A 16,305-nucleotide genomic window follows, 5' to 3' on the forward strand; every position below is an offset into this window, starting at 1 on the left:
TGCACGGCGTCCGCCGTTGGGCAGGGGTCAACGGCGGGCGTCGTCGCCGAGGTGCACGGGCCGCCGACAGTGACCTCCGCCAGTGACCTCGGCGCCGCTGGCGCGTTGAACCCACATGCGCCGCCTCTCCGCACTGGCCCTCGCCTCGACCGCCGTCGCCCTCGTTGTCGCCCTCGTCGCCCCCCTCGCGTCCGCCCCCGCGGCGCCCGCCGCGGACCCGCTCGGGAACGGCCGGCGGAGCGTGATGTTCGTCGGCAACAACTGGGCCGGCACCGCCACCGTCGTCGATGCCGCCACGTTCGAGGTGCTCAGGCGCGGCATCGACCTGGTGCCCGACAAGGCCGCGGAGCTCGCCGCGATCCACACCGACCCCGAGCGCCTGGCGTTCTACCTGGCGGTCCAGCAGGGCCCCGGCGAGGGCCACGACCAGTACGTCGACGACATGTTCACCACCCGTGACGGTCGCTACCTCGCCGTCTCTCGGCCGAGCCTGGCCGACGTGGTGTGGGTCGACGTCGCCAAGGCCGCGGCCGGCGACCCGACGTCGATCGTCCGGGAGCAGCCCATGGACGGGCACCGCACCGACCACATGGGCCTGTCCCCCGACGGCCGGCGGCTCCTGGTCAGCGACTCGACCTCGCGCCAGGTCATCGAGTTCGCGATGACCCGCCAGCGGCTGCCCGACGGCTCCGTCGCGGAGATGGGCGACCGGCTCAGGACCTTCGAGTCGGGCGAGACCCCGCACGAGAACGCCTACAGCGACGACGGCCGCCGGATCTTCCACGCCTCCATCGGGCGGGTCTACACCCCCGGCGACCGCGGCACCGCGCCGGAGGAGGTCGTGAAGGGCGATCGCTGGTTCCAGGTCGTGCGCGACCGCGACTTCCGCGTCCTGCAGCGCTGGGACATGGGCCAGGAGCTCGCCGAGGCGGGCTACCCCGGCATGAGCTCGGCCGTGCGCCCGATGGCGCTCGGACCGGACGAGCGGTTCCTCTGGTTCCAGGTGTCCTTCTTCCACGGCTACGTCGAGTTCGACACCCGAGCCCCCGACCTCGACGGCACCGTCGGCTACACCTCCGGCGGGAAGCCCGAGCCGCGCCGCGGCGCCGTGACCCGCGTCGTCCAGCTGCCCAACCGTGTGCCCACCATGCCCGTCGAGCAGTACGTCAACGACTCCGCCCATCACGGGCTGTCGCTGGGCGGCGACGACCGCACCCTCTGCGTCGCCGGCACCATGGACGACTACGCCGCCCTCGTCGACTCCCGCACCACGAGGCGACGGATCTTCGACCGGGCCACCACCGGCCACGACTACCTCAAGCCCTACTGGACGACCGAGGGTCCCGGCGGGACGTGCTGGGTCTCGCTCAGCGAGTCCGACGCGGTCGCGGTGCTCGACGTACGCCGGCGACGGGAGGTGGCCTACCTCGCGGTGGGCGACCACCCGCAGCGGGTGCGGCACGGCTGGGTCCGGGAGGAAGTCGTCGCCGGGTGGTGATCGGTCTAGAGTTCCGCGCGTGACCCACGCCGCACCCGCCCCGACCCCGTACGAGCTCGCCGGATCCGCCGCGGAGCGCCTCGCCGAGCTGACCGGCGTGGAGCGCCACGACATCGCCCTGGTGCTCGGCTCCGGCTGGCTGCCGGCCGTCGACGCCCTCGGCGAGGCGACCGCCGAGATCGACACCACCGACCTGCCCGGCTTCAGCGCCGCCGCGGTCGCCGGCCACAGCGGCAAGATCCGCTCGATCCGCAGTGGCGACAAGAACCTGCTGGTGTTCCTCTCCCGCACCCACTTCTACGAGGGCAAGGGCGTCGCCGCCGTCGTCCACCCGATCCGCACGGCCGCGGCCGCGGGCTGCTCCGCCATCGTCCTCACCAACGGGTGCGGCGGCCTCAAGCAGGGCTGGCAGCCCGGCCAGCCGGTGCTGATCTCCGACCACATCAACCTGACCGGCACCAGCCCGATCGTCGGCGCGAACTTCGTCGACCTGACCGACCTCTACAGCCCGCGCCTGCGCGCGCTGTGCAAGGAGGTCGACGAGACGCTCGACGAGGGCGTCTACGTCCAGTTCCCCGGCCCCCACTACGAGACCCCGGCCGAGGTGCGGATGGCCGGGATCCTGGGCGGCCACCTGGTCGGCATGAGCACCACGCTCGAGGCCATCGCCGCCCGCGAGGCCGGCATGGAGATCCTCGGCATCAGCCTCGTCACCAACCTCGCCGCAGGCCTGAGCGGCGAGCCGCTCAACCACGAGGAGGTCCTCGAGGCGGGCAAGGCGGCCGCGAGCCGGATGGGCGGTCTGCTCAGCCAGGTCGTCTCGCGGATCTGACGGGCGTGCTCTGATGCGGGTCCTCGTCACGGGGGCGGCCGGCAGCCTCGGTCGCGTCATCACCGTCGGCCTCGCCGACCGCGGCCACGACGTCGTCGGGCTCGACCTGGTGCCCGCTCCCGAGGGGTCGACGTTCGCCTGGCACGAGGCCGACTGCGCCGACGCCGACGCCGTCGCGGCGGTGTTCGCGGCCCTGTCCACCGGGGGCAGGCTCGACGCCGTGGTGCACCTCGCCGGTGTGCCCGAAGAGGTCTCGCTGCCCGGGGAGCTCACCTCGCACGTGATCACCACGGCCGCGCTGCTGGACGCGATGGTCGCCCACCGGGTGCCCCGCCTGGTCTACGCCTCCTCCAACCACGCCGTCGGCCGCACGCCGCGCGCGGCGGGCGAGCTCACCGAGCACGCCCTCCCCCGGCCCGACACCTACTACGGCGTCGCCAAGGTCGCGGCCGAGGCGCTCATGCAGCTCTTCGCCGACCGCCACGGCCTCGACGCGGTCGCCTGCCGGATCGGGTCGTTCATGGAGGAGCCGACCACCGTGCGCGCGCTCTCGACCTGGCTGTCGTACGAGGACGGCGTCCGCATGGTCGAGGCCGCGCTCACCACGCCGGCCCCCGCCTTCGCGGTGCTCTACGGCATCAGCGCCAACACCCGCGGCTGGTGGGACCTCGAGCCCGGTCGCCGGCTCGGCTACGAGCCGCTGGACGACGCCGAGGAGTTCGCCGACCGGATCGAGGACCGGCCCGAGGACGCGGTCGAGGCCGAGTTCGTCGGCGGCCCGTTCGCCACGGCGGAGTTCCACCGCCCCGCGCTCGGCGACTGATCCTGCTCCACGCTTGACTTGGAGCGCACTCCAAGTCCGAGACTGGTGCGGTGACCAGCCTGAGCATCGCCGAGGCCGCCGAGCAGACCGGGCTCACCGCCCACACCCTGCGCTACTACGAGCGCGACGGGTTGCTGCTGCACGCCGTCGAGCGCGCGTCCTCCGGCCACCGCCGCTACACCGACGAGGACCTCCGGTGGATCCAGATGGTCACCCGGCTCCGCTCCACGGGCATGCCCATCCGCGACGTACGCCGCTACGCCGCCCTGGTGCGCGAGGGCGACGGCAACGAGGCCGAGCGGCTCGCGCTGCTGCTCGCCCACCGCGAGGTCGTCGAGCGCCAGCTGGCCGAGGTCACCTCGCACCTGCGCGCCATCGACTACAAGATCGCGCTCTACGAAGGGAAGGTCGGACCCGAGGCTTGACTTCGAGCGCACTCCAAGGCGAAGGGTGGAGGACATGACCACACCGAACCCCGCGATCCAGCACCGCACGCTCGGCACCGCCTCCCCCCTCACCGTCAGCGCCCTCGGGCTCGGCTGCATGGGGATGTCGGAGTTCTACGGCACCCCCGACGAGCAGGGCGGCACCGACACCATCCACCGCGCGCTCGACCTCGGCGTGACCTTCCTCGACACCGCCGACATGTACGGCCCGTTCACCAACGAGCAGCTCGTGGGCAAGGCCATCGCCGGACGCCGCGACGAGGTCCAGCTCGCCACCAAGTTCGGCAACGAGCGGCTCCCCGACGGCACCATGGTCGGCATCAACGGCCGCCCCGACTACGTCCGCAAGGCCTGCGACGACTCGCTCCAGCGCCTCGGCGTCGACCACATCGACCTCTACTACCAGCACCGCGTCGACAAGTCGGTGCCGATCGAGGAGACCGTCGGCACGATGGCCGAACTGGTCGAGGCCGGCAAGGTCCGCCACCTCGGCCTGTCCGAGGCGTCGGCGGCCACCATCCGCAAGGCCCACGCGGTCCACCCGATCACCGCGCTCCAGACGGAGTACTCGCTGTTCACCCGCGACCTCGAGGACGAGATCCTCCCGACGATCCGCGAGCTCGGCATCGGCCTGGTGCCCTACTCCCCGCTCGGCCGTGGCCTGCTCACCGGCGCGATCAGCGCCGACGCAGGCGCCGACGGCGAGGCTGACCGCCGCCGCTCGGAGTACTTCCCCCGCTTCCAGGGCGAGGCGCTCGACGCCAACCTCGCGCTCGTGGAGAAGGTGCGCGAGCTCGCGTCCACGAAGGGCTGCACGCCCGGCCAGCTCGCCCTGGCCTGGGTGCTCGCCCAGGGCGACGACATCGCCCCCATCCCGGGCACGAAGCGCGTGACGTACCTCGAGGAGAACGTCGGCGCCCTCGGCGTCGAGCTCACCTCCGACGACCTCGCCGCGCTGGAGCAGGCCGTCCCGCGCGACGCCGTGGTCGGCGACCGCTACGGCAACATGGCCTCGATCGACGCTTGACCGGTCAGGTGGCGGCGATGCCCACCTGGCCCTCGCGGAAGGCGTCGACGAAGAGCGCGTGATCGTCGCGGACGTGGACGGCGTACTCGATGCCCCAGTCGCACAGCCAGTCGACGAACTCGTTGCGCCGCCCCTCCAGCGAGGTCGCGATCGCCGACTCCACCTGGAAGTCGACGAGGTCCTGCTGGCTGTCCTCGTCGGAGGCGCAGTGGATCTTCGCCGTCGCGCGGCCGAGCAGGTCGACCACCGAGCGCATGTCCTCGGGCTCGTTGATCTCGGTCCAGTCGAGGTCGACCTCGTAGGGCGAGATCTCCGAGACGACGTAGCCGACGCCGTCGATGCTCGTGTGCCCGAGCAGCGGGTCGGTGTGCACCTGCAACGCCCGCTGGCTCACGACGGTGCGGTGCCCCTCGTGCTCGAAGTAGGCGTCGACCTCGCTCGTGTCGACGAACCGGCTCAGCGCCGGGATGTTGGCCTGCTTCATGCTCAGCACCACGTCGTTGTCGAGGGCCTGGCTGTAGCCCTCGACCAGCACGTTGTACGCCGGCAGCCCCGCGCTGCCGATGCCGAAGCCCGACTTCCCGACGACGTCGCGCAGCTCGTAGAACAGCTCGCGGTCGAAGCGCTTGGACTCCGGGATGGTGTCGAGGTACGCGCGGAACGCGGCGACCACCTTCGTGCGCTCGGGCCGCGGGAGCCGCCGGGTGGTGCCGTCCTCGAGGAAGCGGCGCTTGTCGCCCCGCATGTAGGTCAGCTCGTCGAGCAGGTCGGCACGACGCATCTTCCGGGCCTCGACGAGCGCCGTCAGCACCGGTCCCTCGGCCCTGTCGAGCCGGATCTCGAAGTCGTCGTCGTTGTCCGAGGCGACGTAGTGGTTCACCTGGGCGAGGTACGACCGCGCGTAGCGGGCGATCAGCTTGCGGATCGCGTCCTCGGGCAACGCCTTCTGCCAGCCCACCAGCGCCATGCTCGCGGCGAACCGCTGGAGGTCCCACGTGAAGCGGCCGACGTACGCCTCGTCGAAGTCGTTGATGTCGAAGACCAGCCGGCCGTCGGAGTTGAGGTAGGTGCCGAAGTTCTCCACGTGCAGGTCGCCGTGGATCCAGATCCGCTCCGCCCCGTGGGCCGCCCACTCGTTCGTCTCCTGCGTGACGTCGTTGAAGAACAGGCACGCGCTGCCGCGGTAGAACGCGTGCGGGTCGCCCGCCATCTTGCGGTACTTCGCCCGGAACGCGGCCGGATCGGCGCGCATGAGCGGCGCGAAGGCGTCGCGCAGCACCTCGACGATCACAGCGGTCCGGTTGCTGGAGGGCATGCCTCGCACTCTAGGTGCGGCGTCTAGGTTGGGCGCATGGCAACCACACAACTGGGTGACAACACCGTCAACACCGTCGGCGAGCTGCCCGCGGTCGGCTCGCAGGCCCCCGGCTTCGACCTGGTCGGGCTGAAGTTCCAGCCCCTCACCGACGCCGACGTCGCCGGCAAGCGCGTCGTGCTCAACATCTTCCCGAGCATCGACACCGGCGTGTGCCAGGCGAGCGTGCGGAAGTTCAACGAGCTCGCCGCCGGTCTCGACAACACCGCCGTCGTCAACGTCTCGGTCGACCTGCCGCTCGCGCAGGCCCGCTTCTGCGGCGCCGAGGGCATCGACGCCGTCGAGGTCGGCTCGGCCTTCCGCTCCACCTTCGGGCAGGACTACGGCGTGGCGATGGCCGACGGCGGCTGGCAGGGCATGCTCGCCCGCGCCGTCGTCGTGCTCGACACCGACCGCACCGTGCTCCACACCCAGCTGACCGACGCGATCGGCCAGGAGCCCGACTACGACGCGGCGGTGGCCGCGCTCTCCTGATCCGTCAGCGGACCCGGCCGGCCAGGCCGGTCTCGCAGCCCTGCATCATCCGTTCGTGGTTCCACCGCAGCAGCGGGCCCAGCACGCGCGACGCGCGGGCCAGCACGCGGTGGGCCACGACCACGGTCTGCTCGTAGACCAGGTGGGTGCCCCTGCCCGCCTCGTGCAGCCGGAACGCCGACCAGCCCTCGAGGTCGCCGGTGATCGCACTGCGCAGCACCGCGGGTCCGCGCTCCTCCGCGTGCAGCACGAGGTCGAGCGTGTAGGGCAGCACGGACCGGCACAGCACGCGCGCGGTGTCGTCGTCGATCTTCGCGACGGCGCGGACCTGGGGCCACCACTCGGGGTAGCGCTCGAGGTCGAGCAGCACCCGGCGTACGTCGTCCGCCGCCGCGGGGACGTCCCACTCGCGCTCGAACCGGAAGGTCGTCATCGCAGGGACGCGAGCCACTCGTGCTCGGCCTCGGGCAGCACCCGCGCACCGAGGAACACCTCGGTGAGCTCCCGGTCGCCCATCGCCGCCCGGAAGAACATCGGCACCGTGAGCCCGTGCCCGGGCCGGTGCACCACCTCGATCGGGTCGCCGCGGTCGATCACGCCCGCCTCGCGCACCGCGAGGTAGGCGCCGGTGCGGCCGTGCTCCGCGAAGCGGCGTACCCACCTCTTCTCCTGCATGTGGGCGGCGAAGGTGGCGCACGGGACGCGCGGCCCGCACACCTCGAGCAGGGTCAGGCCGACCCGCCACAGCTCGCCAACCTCGGCGCCGTCGACGTCGAGGCCCGAGGTGGTGAGGTTCTCGCCGAACATGCCGTCGGGCAGGTCGCGGCCGAGCTCCTGCCCCCAGGCGTCGAGCTCCTCGCGGGCGACGGCGTAGACCGCCTGGGTCTCGCCGCCGTGGTGCCTGCGGCTGCCGATCGCGTCGCCGACCACCCCGCTGCCCAGGCCACCGCGCTTCGGGCCGGGGTCGCGCACCGCGATCTGCCCGACGGGCCGCTTGCGGATGCCGGTGGGGTGGCGCACGCCCTCGACCGACTCCAGCCGGCCGGAGTTGACGGAGAGGACCGTGGCGCGCACGGCGTCACGCTAGCCGCCGACCCGCCGCGGCGTCCTCCCCATTCCGCGCCCATTCCGCGCCGTCGTCACGCTCGCACGTTCGGCAGCGTCCCGGATGCGCAGCAGCGTCTCCCGCATGCCCGCGCGGAGGTTGCGGGTGAACACGCGCTGGCCGCCCATGAACGCGTCGGTGAGGTCGAGCGCGAGGTCCGACAGGCCCTCGGGCGTCTCGCGGCGCTCGACCAGGCGGGTGCCGCCGTCCGCGAGCGCCTCGAGCGTGAGCGACCACACCGCCCAGTTCTCCTCGATGCGGAACGCCACCTCCCGACACGGGTCGAGGCGGACGACCTCCCCGTGCGTCGTCCACTGCAGGTCGGCACCCTCCTCGTTCACGTTGACGAAGCGCGTGCCGACCCCGATGGTCCGGTCGTCCCCCGCAGCGTCGGGCTCGACCAGCGACGACGAGCGCACCTGCGGACTCCACTCGGCCATCCGCCGCGGGTCGCGGACCAGCTCCCAGACCACCTCCGGCGGTGCGGCGACGTCGAGTCGCACCTCCACCAGCCGGTCGAAGGACCGGTTCCCCTCGCTGACCTCCATCACGCCTCCTCTTTACGTCCGATCGGTCGTATTACGGGACGCACGCTAGCCGGTCGCGGAGATATGCGTCCAGTCGGTCGTATATCCTGACTCGCATGACGCCGCAGGATCCCCCGACCGACGGCCGCCGCCTGCGCGGCGAGCGCACCCGCCGCACCGCGGCCCGGACTGCGGCCGACATCGCCACGACCCACGGCCTGGAGTCCGTCACCGTCGGGTCCCTGGCGGCGGCGACGGGGCTCAGCAAGAGCGGCATCCTCACGGTGTTCGGGACCCGCGAGGCGATCCTGGTCGCCGCCGTCGCCGAGGCGCGTCGGGTCTACCGCGAGCGCGTGGTCGAGCCCGCCTGGGACGCCGAGCCCGGCCGCCCCCGACTCGAGGCGCTCCTCGACTCCTGGGTGGACCACCTGCGGGCTCGCGTGTTCCCGGGGGGCTGCTTCATCAGCGCCACATCGGCGGAGTTCGGGCACCGCGACGGACCCGTGGCCGACGCGGTCCGCCGGCTCAAGCGCGAGTGGCTCGACCTGCTCGAGGCCGACCTGGCCGTGGCCGGATCTCAGTCGCCCGCGGAGGACGCCTTCACCATCGACGCCCTGCTCGTCGCCGGCAACGTGCGCCGGGAGCTCTTCGGCTCCGATCTCGAGCTCGAGCGGGCGCTCGCGCTCGCCCGGCGCGTGGTGGCCGCGACAGGCTGAGCGCCTCAGCTGTCGCCGGTGTGGCAGACCGCCTCGATGTTGTTGCCCTCGGTGTCGCGGACGAAGGCGCCGTAGTAGCCCTCGTGGTACTCCGGCCAGAGGCGCGGCTCGTGGAGGGACTCCGCCCCGGCGGCGAGGGCCTCGGCGTGGAAGGCTCGCACGGTCGCGGCGTCGGGGGCGCGGAAGGCGACGTGCACTTCCCGGTTGTCGCCGACCCCCTCGAAGGTGCTGATCCAGAAGTCCGGTCCCTCGGTGCCGTAGCCGATGGCCACGTCGAAGTCCATCAGCCGCCGGTGGCCGAGGACCCCGAGGACCCGGTCGTAGAACGCTGCTGCCCGCTGCAGGTCGGTGCAGTTGATGCCCAGGTGGTCGATCATGCGCCGATCGTCGCACCGGGCGCCGACACTGGCCATCGAGCCGGGCGGCGCCACGGACTACGGTTCCCACATGACCGCACCGACCGACCTGATCGAGCAGGCCCGCGCCTGGGCCGCCGAGGACCCCGACGAGCAGACCCGGGCCGAGCTGGAGGCCGTCCTCGCCGCCGCCGAGCGGGGCGAGGAGACCGACCTCGCCGACCGCTTCGCGGGCACCCTCGAGTTCGGCACGGCGGGGCTCCGCGGCGCCCTCGGGGCCGGGCCCAACCGGATGAACCGGGTCGTGGTGACCCGCGCGGCGGCCGGCCTGGCGGCGTACCTCCGCGACACCGGCCACAGCGGCGGGTCCGTCGTGATCGGCTTCGACGCCCGCCACAACTCCGACGTCTTCGCCCGCGACACCGCCGAGATCATGACCGGCGCCGGCTTCAAGGCCCTCGTCATGCCGCGGACGCTGCCCACCCCGCTGCTCGCCTTCGCGATCCGCGAGCTCGGGTGCGCGGCCGGCGTGATGGTCACCGCCAGCCACAACCCGCCGCAGGACAACGGATACAAGGTCTACCTCGGCGACGGCAGCCAGATCGTGCCGCCGGCCGACAGCGAGATCGCGGACCGGATCGCCGCCGTCGGGCCCCTCGCCGACCTCCCGCGTGGCGACTCCGGCACGGTCGTCGGCGAGGAGATCGTCGACCGCTACCTCGACACGGTCGCCGAGCTCGCCGAGGACGGCCCCCGCGACCTCACCCTCGTCTACACGCCCCTGCACGGCGTGGGCGGCACGACGGTCGCGCAGGTGCTGGAGACCGCCGGCTTCGACGCGCCCTACGTCGTCGAGCAGCAGGAGCACCCCGACCCCGACTTCCCGACCGTGTCCTTCCCCAACCCCGAGGAGCCGGGCGCGATGGACCTCGCCATGGCGCTGGCGGCCGAGAAGCGCGCCGACCTCGTGGTGGCCAACGACCCCGACGCCGACCGCTGCGCGGTCGCGGTGCCCGACGCGCACGGGTGGCGGATGCTGCGCGGCGACGAGGTGGGCGCCCTGCTGGCCCACCACCTCCTCGCCCGCGGGCGGACGGGCACCTACGCCAACTCGATCGTGTCCTCGAGCCTGCTCGGCAAGATGGCCGCGGCCGCGGGCCAGCCGCACGAGGAGACGCTCACCGGCTTCAAGTGGATCGGCCGCGTCGAGGGCCTGGCCTTCGGCTACGAGGAGGCGCTGGGCTACTGCTGCGACCCCGAGCACGTGAAGGACAAGGACGGCGTCTCGGCGCTGCTGCTGGTCTGCGAGCTCGCCGCGCAGGCCAAGGCGGCGGGCCGCACGCTCACCGACATCCTCGACGACATCGCGCGCGAGCACGGACTGCACGCCACGGACCAGCTGTCGGTGCGCTTCGAGGACCTCTCCGACATCCCGGCCACCATGGACCGGCTGCGCAGCGCTCCCCCGACCACCCTCGGCGGCCTCGCGGTCGAGAGGGTCGAGGACCTCTCCGAGGGCACCGCGACCCTGCCGCCGACCGACGGCCTGCGCTACTCCCTCGCCGAGGGCGCCCGCGTCATCGTGCGCCCGAGCGGCACCGAGCCGAAGGTGAAGTGCTACCTCGAGGTCGTCATCCCCGTGGAGGCCGACTCCGACGGCGGAGGCGTGGACGCCGCCCGGATCTCCGCCGCCGGCCGGCTCGACGCGATCACCGCCGACCTGCGCGGGACTGCCTTCGGTGGCTGACGCACGCCGCCTCGCCCTCGCGACCGCCCTCGCCCTGGCCGCCGGGCCGCTGACGGCTGCGCCCGCGGGCGCGACGGCGTACGACACGGGCGCGCCGCGCACCTGGCACGTCGGCCCGACGCGCACGCTCACCACGCCCAGTGCCGCGGCGGCGCTCGCGCGGGACGGCGACACCGTGCTGATCGACGCGGGGACCTACGACGGCGACGTGGCCACGTGGACCCAGGACGACCTCACCCTGCGCGGCGTCGGCGGGCGCGCGCACCTGCGCGCCGACGGCCGGGACGCCCAGGGCAAGGCGATCTGGGTGATCGCCGGCGACCGCACCCGGGTCGATCGCATCGAGCTCAGCGGCGCGTCCGTGCCCGACCGCAACGGCGCCGGCATCCGTCAGGAGGGCACCGACCTCACGGTCACCCGCAGCTGGTTCCACGACAACGAGAACGGCATCCTCACCGGCGCCGATCCCGACAGCGACATCGTGGTCCGGCGGTCGCGGTTCTTCCGCAACGGCTTCGGCGACGGCTACTCGCACAACCTCTACGTCGGCGCGGTCCGCTCGCTCACCGTCACCGGCAGCTGGCTCAGTGACGCCGACACCGGCCACGAGCTCAAGTCGCGCGCCGCCCGCAACACGATCGTGGCCAACCGGATCAGCGACGGCGACGCCACCGCGAGCTACTCCATCGACCTGCCCAACGGCGGTCTCTCGCTGGTCGCCGGCAACGTCGTGGTGCAGGGTCCGCGCTCGGAGAACCCGGCTCTCGTCTCCTACGGCGCCGAGGGGCTCACCCACGCCTCGCGCACGCTGTGGGTCGTCAACAACACCTTCGTCAACCAGCGCACGTCCGGGACCTTGGTCGCGCTCGCCGAGGGGAGCCGCGCCCGCCTCCTCAACAACCTGCTGGTCGGGCCGGGTGACCTCACGAACGGATCGGCGCAGGCGCGCGCGAACCGCCGCGTGCGGCCGACGACCTTCGTCGACGCCGCGGCCGAGGACTTCCGGCTGACCCCCTCGTCCCCGGCCGTGGACCGCGGGGTGCCGGTGCCGAGGCGCTGGCGCGCCCGCTGGGAGTACGTCGCCCCCGCCCGCGTCGCGCGTCGCCCGGTTGTCGGCAGAACCGACCTCGGCGCCTACGAGCTCGGCTAGTCTCGACGCATGACCGGAGCCGAGCTGACCGCACGCGGGCGCCTCGCGCTCGTCGTCGCGCTGCTCGGGGTCGCCACCGTGGTGACCACCGCCGCCCTCGCGCCCACGACGACCGCGCAGGCCGTCGTGCTGCTCACCGCGCTGTCGGGCGCCACCGCGCTCGCCGCGGTCCACTGCCTGCTGGCCGTGCCCGATGCCGGCGTGGCCTCGCTGCTGCCGCCCCGGCGCTCCGCCGACATCCCCCTCGTGCTGACGGGCCGGACCACCGACGTGGTCCACCCGGTCCGTCCGCGCGCTCCTGGACGCGCCTGAGACGTCGCCCCGCGCGACGTCGTACAGGCCTATCCGACCCCAGTCCAGGAGAACCTCCATGTCCGTGCTCGACCCCATCTCCCACGCCCTCGCCGCGGTGGTCGCCGCCGCCCACGACGGCCTGACCGACCTCGGCGCCTCGCCCGACTCCGCCACCACCTGGCTGCTCTGCGTCGCGGCGGTGGTCGTCCTGGTCCGCGGCGCGATGCTGCCGTTCGTGGTCCACGGCGTGCGCCAGGCGCACGCCTCGTCGCGTGCGCGACCGCACCTCAAGGACGTCGCGGAGCGCTACAAGGGCCTCACCGACGCCGACAGCGTCCGCAGCATGCTCGCCGAGCGTCGCCAGATCTCCGAGGAGCACGGCGTGAGCCGCCTCGGGTGCCTGCCGATCCTGCTGCAGATGCCGGTGTGGCTCGCCCTCTACCACCTGCTCGCCGACGTCAGCTCCGGCACCGCCGTCGGCGCCATGGGTCCGGACCTGGTGTCCTCCCTCGGTGACGCCTCCGTGCTCGGCGTGTCGCTCTCCGCCCACGGCTACCTCGGCTCGGGCGCCGCCCACCTCGTGGTCGTGGCAGGGCTGGCGCTCACCGCGTCGGCGCTGTCGTACGTCACGCAGAAGTACTTCGTGGAGCCCAACACCGTCGTCGACGGGATGCCGGAGGCGATGGCGACGGCACACCGGTGGCTGCCCGCGCTCTCGGCGGTCGGGCTGCTGGTGGCCGGCGGGGTCGTGCCCGTGGCGCTGCTGGCCTACTGGATCCTGAGCTCGGTCTGGACGCTGGTCCAGTCGGCCGTGGTGGCGCGGTGGTTCCCGACACCGGGGACCGTGGCCGCCGCCCGTCGCGTCACGGTGTGACGACGACGTTGCCCACCTTCCGCCCGCTGTCGACCACCCGGTGCGCCTCGGCGACGTCGTCCAGCGGGAGCGTCCGGCTGACCACGACCCGCAGGTCGCCGGTCGCCACCAGGTCGAGCAGCCGGGTGAAGTGCTCCGGCTTCTCGGGAGCCGGGCCGGCCACCACGTCGCCGCGGGCACGGATGGTCTGACCGAGGTCGGCCACGGCGAGCAGCAGGACGCCGCCCGGGGCGAGCAGGGCCCGACCACCGGCGATGTCGACGTTGCCGACCGTGTCGAGCACGACGTCGTACGTCCCCGCGAGGGCGGTGAGCGGCGTGGTGGTGTGGTCGACGACCTCCTCGGCGCCGAGCGAGCGGACCAGGTCGGCGTTGGCGCCGCTGCACACGCCGGTCACCCGCCCGCCCGCGAGCCGGGCCAGCTGCACGGCCGCGGTCCCGATCGCACCGGACGCACCGTTGACCAGCACCCGGTGGCCGGGCCGGACCCGGTCGCCGAGGAAGTGCAGGGCCGTGGTGCCGCCGAAGATCACCCCGGCGGCGTCCTCGTGGGACACGGTCGCCGGCTTCGCGGCCAACCGGTCGGCCCGGGCCACGACGAGCTCGGCGTGCGTCCCGAGCCGCGCGCCGGTCATGCCGCAGACCTCGTCGCCGACGGCGATGCCGGTGACGCCGCGCCCGACCTCCTCCACGACACCCGAGAACACCCCGCCGAGGACCGGCCGTCGCGGGCGTCGTACGCCGAACGCCAAGCGTGCGAAGGGGCCGAACCCGCGCGGGAAGCGGGCTCCGCGGATCCGGCTGTCGGCGGAGGTGACCGCGGCCGCGTGCACCCGCACCAGCACCCGGCCGCTCCGACCCAGCGACGGAGCGGGCACCTCCCGCACCTCGACCACCTCCGGCGGCCCGTACCGCTCCACGACTGCTGCCTTCACGACACTCTCTCCCTTACACCTGTAAGCCACGTCCGGACCAGAGTAGCCTTACGCCCGTAAGACAGGAAGCCGAGGAGACCCGCATGTCCAGACCACCCCTCTCGCCCGAGCGCGTGATCGACGCGGCCAGCCGGGTGGCGGACGCATCCGGCCTGACCGGCGTGAGCATGCGCAGCGTGGGGCGTGAGCTCGGCGTGGAGGCGATGTCGCTCTACCACCACGTGGCCAGCAAGGACGCCCTCCTGGACGGGTTGGCCGACTGGGTGTTCACCCGGATCGAGACACCGACGCCCCACGGCTCCTGGCGCGCGCAGATGGAGGCGCGCGCCCGGTCGGCACGCACCGTGCTCGCCGCCCACCCGTGGGGGCTCGGCCTGGTCGAGTCCCGCCGCTCCCCCGGCCCGGCGACCCTGCGCCACCACGACGCGGTCCTCGGCTGCCTGCGGGCCGCCGGCTTCTCGGTCGCCCTGGCCGCACACGCCTTCTCGGTGCTCGACGCCTACGTCTACGGCTTCGTCCTCACCGAGGTGAACCTGCCCTTCCAGCCCGGGGAGCCCGCCGAGGACTTCATCGAGGAGCTGCGCGCGGTGATGGCCGAGCACCCCCACCTCGCCGAGATGGTCGCCGAGCAGGTCGTGGGCCGCGACTACGCCTACGGCGACGAGTTCGACTACGGGCTGGCGCTGATCCTCGACGGCCTCGAGGCCCGGTTCAGAGAAGGAAGCTGACCACCAGCACGACGGCGGCCGCCGCGATGAGGCCGATCGGCAGCCACGCCCGCTCACGTCGTACGGCGTCGGGCAGGGCGAGCTGCTCCTTCGACCCCGCGCGGACGCCGGCCGCGGTGCGGGCGTCGTCGACGAGCTCGTAGATCCGGTTCTCGACGAAGTCGGCGTAGGGCATGCCCTCCCGCGGCTCCGCCTGGTCCGCGGAGCCGTGGCGCGACTGCAGCGCCCCGCGCCAGGTGCGGCCGACCACGGTGGACACCCAGCGCCGGTCGGCGGCGCGCACGGCGAGGACCTGCCGGACAGCGAGCTCCTCGACGGCGGCGAGCCGGATGTGGACGGTCTCGGCGAGGTTGCGCATGACGAGGTGGTCGCTGGTGACCCAGAGGGCGGGACGCAGCATCGCGGCCCACGCCAGCACGCCGACGAGCAGGGCCGCACCGACGACCCAGAGCGGGAAGCCCTCGTCGCGGTAGAGCACCCCGCCGACCGCGACGGCCACCGCCAGCGCCAGGGTCAGCCAGCCGGTCACCTGGCCGCTGGTCGGGTGGAACCGCTCGAGCACCGCGTCCCGGTCGTCCTGCACGCGTGCCATGTTCTCCTCGTCGATTTGGGCAGAGTTTGGCCCTCCACGGATTGTTCCGGGCCTTCCCGCCAACTCTATGCTGGGTCGGTGACGCCCACTGCAAGCTCAACGGTGAGCTCGGGAGTCTTCGACGACGTCGTGCGTTCGGACTCCTCGCTCCGCCGATTCCTCCACGGCCTCCCCGGAGTCGACCAGGTCGGGTGCGAAGCCCGCGCCGCCGGCCTCGGCACCAGGTCGATCAAGACCACGTCGAAGGCCTGGGCCATCGACCTGGCCATCCGCATGGTCGACCTGACCACGCTCGAGGGCCAGGACACCCCGGGCAAGGTCCGCGCCCTCGCCTCCAAGGCGATGCGCCCCGACCCGGCCGACCCGACCTGCCCGGCGACGGCCGCGGTCTGCGTCTACCCCGACATGGTCGCCACTGCCAAGCAGACGCTCGGCGACAGCGGCGTCCACGTCGCCGCGGGGGGCCCCGCGGTCCCCAGCGGGCGCGCGGCCCGGGACCTCAACCTCGCCCACCCCCCCGCCGCCAACCCTTCCCCTCCCGAACAACACGATGTCACCCGCTCGCGACTGACCACCTTTTTTTTTAATGATACGGCGACCACCGAGATCTACACAGCGTTACCAACACTATTTCCCGCCACGACGCTCGTCCGATCTTGTCGTTCGAGGCCACCGGCACGTCGTCCACCGCCGCCACGTTCACCGTCACCGTCGCCGTCGACACCGAACCCGACGAGGGATAGGAAGAGAACAAGTCTGAACTCACGACACGAAAGTGATCATCGGGTTGGGCGAGGTAGGGGGGGT

The 16,305-nt window shown here is 72.9% G+C and carries 19 protein-coding genes and 1 pseudogene; 13 read left to right on the forward strand and 7 right to left on the reverse strand.

Translation table 11 applies throughout. The features are described 5' to 3' along the window. Positions 1-115 precede the first annotated feature (115 nt). From ACE3QY_RS22500 to ACE3QY_RS22520, 5 genes are read left to right on the forward strand one after another with little or no spacing between them, the layout of a single operon-like run. Positions 116-1,498 (forward strand): YncE family protein, encoded by a 1,383-nt coding sequence (locus tag ACE3QY_RS22500; protein ID WP_374458304.1) that lies wholly within the window; start codon positions 116-118, stop codon positions 1,496-1,498. A 19-nt stretch (positions 1,499-1,517) separates the two neighbouring features. Continuing rightward, the gene (locus ACE3QY_RS22505; RefSeq protein WP_374458305.1) at positions 1,518-2,330 is read left to right on the forward strand and encodes a purine-nucleoside phosphorylase; all 813 of its coding nucleotides are present in this window, start codon (positions 1,518-1,520) and stop codon (positions 2,328-2,330) included. 13 nt (positions 2,331-2,343) lie between these two features. Further along, positions 2,344-3,153, forward strand: a complete 810-nt coding sequence (locus tag ACE3QY_RS22510) for an NAD-dependent epimerase/dehydratase family protein (protein WP_374458306.1) — start codon at positions 2,344-2,346, stop codon at positions 3,151-3,153. 50 nt (positions 3,154-3,203) lie between these two features. Beyond that, entirely contained in the window at positions 3,204-3,578 is a 375-nt protein-coding gene (locus ACE3QY_RS22515) for a MerR family transcriptional regulator (protein ID WP_374458307.1), read from the forward strand. A gap of 34 nt (positions 3,579-3,612) precedes the next feature. Next, the gene (locus ACE3QY_RS22520; protein WP_374458308.1) at positions 3,613-4,626 is read left to right on the forward strand and encodes an aldo/keto reductase; all 1,014 of its coding nucleotides are present in this window, start codon (positions 3,613-3,615) and stop codon (positions 4,624-4,626) included. A gap of 4 nt (positions 4,627-4,630) precedes the next feature. On the opposite strand, the gene ACE3QY_RS22525 is transcribed toward ACE3QY_RS22520, so the two are convergent. After that, a complete protein-coding gene (locus ACE3QY_RS22525) occupies positions 4,631-5,941 on the reverse strand; it encodes a DUF2252 domain-containing protein (RefSeq protein WP_374458309.1) in 1,311 nt (436 codons plus the stop codon). 36 nt (positions 5,942-5,977) lie between these two features. Here ACE3QY_RS22525 and tpx point away from each other — a divergent pair, with 36 nt between their 5' ends. After that, positions 5,978-6,475 (forward strand): thiol peroxidase, encoded by a 498-nt coding sequence (tpx, locus tag ACE3QY_RS22530; protein WP_374458310.1) that lies wholly within the window; start codon positions 5,978-5,980, stop codon positions 6,473-6,475. Positions 6,476-6,479: 4 nt separating this feature from the next. On the opposite strand, the gene ACE3QY_RS22535 is transcribed toward tpx, so the two are convergent. The 3 genes from ACE3QY_RS22535 to ACE3QY_RS22545 are packed head-to-tail and all read right to left on the reverse strand — an operon-like array spanning position 6,480 to position 8,128. Further along, complete coding sequence (locus ACE3QY_RS22535; RefSeq protein ID WP_374458311.1) at positions 6,480-6,908, reverse strand: SRPBCC family protein; 429 nt, start codon at positions 6,906-6,908, stop codon at positions 6,480-6,482. Further along, positions 6,905-7,549, reverse strand: coding sequence for an MOSC domain-containing protein (locus tag ACE3QY_RS22540; RefSeq protein ID WP_374458312.1), 645 nt, complete (start codon positions 7,547-7,549; stop codon positions 6,905-6,907). Before ACE3QY_RS22540 ends, ACE3QY_RS22535 begins: the two co-directional genes overlap by 4 nt. Before the next feature lie 9 nt (positions 7,550-7,558). Beyond that, positions 7,559-8,128, reverse strand: a complete 570-nt coding sequence (locus tag ACE3QY_RS22545; RefSeq protein WP_374458313.1) for an SRPBCC family protein — start codon at positions 8,126-8,128, stop codon at positions 7,559-7,561. Positions 8,129-8,223: 95 nt separating this feature from the next. Between ACE3QY_RS22545 and ACE3QY_RS22550 the strand changes: the two genes are divergently transcribed. Continuing rightward, positions 8,224-8,823 carry a TetR/AcrR family transcriptional regulator gene (locus ACE3QY_RS22550; protein ID WP_374458314.1) on the forward strand — a complete coding sequence of 200 codons (600 nt, stop codon included), beginning with the start codon at positions 8,224-8,226 and terminating at the stop codon, positions 8,821-8,823. A gap of 5 nt (positions 8,824-8,828) precedes the next feature. Here ACE3QY_RS22550 and ACE3QY_RS22555 read toward each other — a convergent pair whose 3' ends face one another. Continuing rightward, entirely contained in the window at positions 8,829-9,200 is a 372-nt protein-coding gene (locus tag ACE3QY_RS22555; RefSeq protein WP_374458315.1) for a VOC family protein, read from the reverse strand. Between the two features lie 70 nt (positions 9,201-9,270). Between ACE3QY_RS22555 and ACE3QY_RS22560 the strand changes: the two genes are divergently transcribed. The 4 genes from ACE3QY_RS22560 to yidC are packed head-to-tail and all read left to right on the forward strand — an operon-like array spanning position 9,271 to position 13,244. Further along, a complete protein-coding gene (locus ACE3QY_RS22560) occupies positions 9,271-10,926 on the forward strand; it encodes a phospho-sugar mutase (RefSeq protein WP_374458316.1) in 1,656 nt (551 codons plus the stop codon). Then, on the forward strand, positions 10,919-12,076 hold the full coding sequence (locus tag ACE3QY_RS22565) for a hypothetical protein (protein ID WP_374458317.1): 1,158 nt from the start codon (positions 10,919-10,921) through the stop codon (positions 12,074-12,076). The genes ACE3QY_RS22560 and ACE3QY_RS22565 overlap by 8 nt, the downstream gene beginning before the upstream one ends. Positions 12,077-12,085: 9 nt before the next feature. Continuing rightward, positions 12,086-12,388, forward strand: coding sequence for a hypothetical protein (locus ACE3QY_RS22570; protein WP_374458318.1), 303 nt, complete (start codon positions 12,086-12,088; stop codon positions 12,386-12,388). A 58-nt stretch (positions 12,389-12,446) separates the two neighbouring features. Continuing rightward, positions 12,447-13,244 (forward strand): membrane protein insertase YidC, encoded by a 798-nt coding sequence (gene yidC, locus ACE3QY_RS22575; protein WP_374458319.1) that lies wholly within the window; start codon positions 12,447-12,449, stop codon positions 13,242-13,244. Here yidC and ACE3QY_RS22580 read toward each other — a convergent pair. Further along, positions 13,234-14,178, reverse strand: a complete 945-nt coding sequence (locus ACE3QY_RS22580; RefSeq protein ID WP_374458320.1) for an NAD(P)-dependent alcohol dehydrogenase — start codon at positions 14,176-14,178, stop codon at positions 13,234-13,236. The two genes, yidC and ACE3QY_RS22580, sit on opposite strands and share 11 nt — an antisense overlap. Positions 14,179-14,261: 83 nt before the next feature. Between ACE3QY_RS22580 and ACE3QY_RS22585 the strand changes: the two genes are divergently transcribed. After that, positions 14,262-14,906 (forward strand): TetR/AcrR family transcriptional regulator, encoded by a 645-nt coding sequence (locus ACE3QY_RS22585; protein ID WP_374458321.1) that lies wholly within the window; start codon positions 14,262-14,264, stop codon positions 14,904-14,906. Here ACE3QY_RS22585 and ACE3QY_RS22590 read toward each other — a convergent pair. After that, on the reverse strand, positions 14,890-15,498 hold the full coding sequence (locus tag ACE3QY_RS22590) for a hypothetical protein (protein ID WP_374458322.1): 609 nt from the start codon (positions 15,496-15,498) through the stop codon (positions 14,890-14,892). The genes ACE3QY_RS22585 and ACE3QY_RS22590 overlap by 17 nt on opposite strands. Positions 15,499-15,576: 78 nt before the next feature. Between ACE3QY_RS22590 and ACE3QY_RS22595 the strand changes: the two are divergent. After that, a pseudogene (locus ACE3QY_RS22595) lies at positions 15,577-16,305 on the forward strand (hypothetical protein); the annotation flags it as partial.

This window comes from Nocardioides sp., assembly GCF_041913365.1.
GTDB lineage: Bacteria > Actinomycetota > Actinomycetes > Propionibacteriales > Nocardioidaceae > Nocardioides.